This is a genomic window from Bacillus sp. TL12 (assembly GCF_022625245.1).
Classification (GTDB): domain Bacteria; phylum Bacillota; class Bacilli; order Bacillales; family Bacillaceae_G; genus Bacillus_A.
Genome location: NZ_JAJJBY010000145.1, coordinates 1 through 1,556, shown reverse-complemented (window position 1 = coordinate 1,556; position 1,556 = coordinate 1). Strand labels below are relative to the sequence as shown.

The window sequence follows — 1,556 nt, the reverse complement described above, 5'->3', positions numbered from 1 at the left end:
TAATTTCACATACCGAATTAGTTAATAAAAACAAAACCCACCAAACCATTCCAAGGGTTGCTTCTTCTATTGACTCTTCGGTACAATAGACATATAGAATAACCGAAAAGAAAGGTGACTCTAACCATGAATCAGCCTTTAGTCAATTTACGAGTTGATTTTGCTTTTAAGCAATTATTTGGTGTACAGGGACAAGAGGACTTACTGATTTCCTTTTTAAATGCAATCTTGCATGAGTCTTTATCTACACCGATTGTATCGCTAAAAATTGAAGATCCGCATTTGCATAAAGAATATGAAGAAGATAAATTATCCATACTAGATATACTTGCTACACTTCAGGACGGAACAAAAGTAAATGTGGAAATCCAGTTAAAGAATACACAAGAAATTGTAAAACGCTCCTTATATTACTGGAGTAAATTGTATACCTCACAATTAGAAAAAGGGATGCCATATCGTTCTTTACGAAAGACTATTGCGATTAATATATTAGATTTTGATCTCTTTCCTCTTTATGATGATATGCATACAGTGGGACATTTTTGGAGTCAACAGCACAAGGAAGTTTTACTCGATGATTTAGAAATTCATTTTATTGAGATTCCAAAATTGCTTCAGCAATGGAGAGAAGAAAAAATTAATCCGTGGGAAAATGAATTTGCTCGTTGGTTACTCTTGTTACCAGCGCATGAAGATGAACATTTGACCCACACATTGGAGGATATCGCCATGAAACAAGACCCAATGTTACAAAAAGCGATCCACAAATGGGAAAATATGAGTCAGAGTAGTTCCTTCCGTTTAGCATATGAAGCACGGGAAAAAGTATTATTTGATGAACAAGCAAAATTGGCACATGCCCGTGAAGTTGGTATGGAAGAAGGAATAGAAAAAGGAAAAGAAGTAGGCATTCAAGAAGGTAAATTAGCTGAAAGAAAACAGTTAATCCGAGGCATGCATAAAAATGGCATGGATATAGAAGATATTGCGAAGTTTACCAATATGGATATTACGGACATACGCCATATTTTCTGATTATTCATAAAAATTAGATGTGTATCTAAAGGAATCTTTAGCGATGCAATGTATAGTGATCCATTACTTTTATTAAAATATCTGCGATTAACTTTCCACTTTCAAAAATAATTTGATTCTTCGTATATACGTCTATATATTGCCCTAGTCCTTCACTTAACATAATTTCCAGTTCATCATTATCTAATATTTTACCAGTTAAAATGGTAGGATGTTTACTAAACGCTCGATAAAAACTTAAAGTTTCAGCCAAAGATGCTACTAATGGTCTCAACATTTCTTCATAGTATGGAAGCATATCCACAGCTATTTGCTCATTTAAAACAAAATCTATTCCGTTATCTTTTAAATCAAATCGATATAAGAAAATCATTTTTACCGCACCTTCTTTTACTATCCTGATGTATAGATTCGTAATAGTCTCTTTTTTCATTATATAGCAACATCGGTTTATTTTACAATTTTTCTTTATTTCAATTTAGCGGGATATTTCCAATCTCGTTTATCTTTCGTATCAG

Annotated in this window: 2 protein-coding genes; one reads left to right on the top strand and one right to left on the bottom strand. The window is 32.9% G+C overall.

The features are described from left to right. Positions 1 to 126 precede the first annotated feature (126 nt). Entirely contained in the window at positions 127 to 1,038 is a 912-nt protein-coding gene (locus tag LOK41_RS28095) for an Rpn family recombination-promoting nuclease/putative transposase (RefSeq protein ID WP_241819367.1), read from the top strand. A 37-nt stretch (positions 1,039 to 1,075) separates the two neighbouring features. On the opposite strand, the gene LOK41_RS28090 is transcribed toward LOK41_RS28095, so the two are convergent. Continuing rightward, on the bottom strand, positions 1,076 to 1,411 hold the full coding sequence (locus LOK41_RS28090) for a hypothetical protein (protein ID WP_241819368.1): 336 nt from the start codon (positions 1,409 to 1,411) through the stop codon (positions 1,076 to 1,078). Between the last annotated feature and the right edge of the window lie 145 nt (positions 1,412 to 1,556).

Excerpts from the sequence above, each read along its gene's own strand:
- LOK41_RS28090 (WP_241819368.1), bottom strand. The coding sequence starts at position 1,411 with ATGATTTTCTTATATCGATTTGATTTAAAAGATAACGGAATAGATTTT.
- LOK41_RS28095 (WP_241819367.1), top strand. The coding sequence starts at position 127 with ATGAATCAGCCTTTAGTCAATTTACGAGTTGATTTTGCTTTTAAGCAA.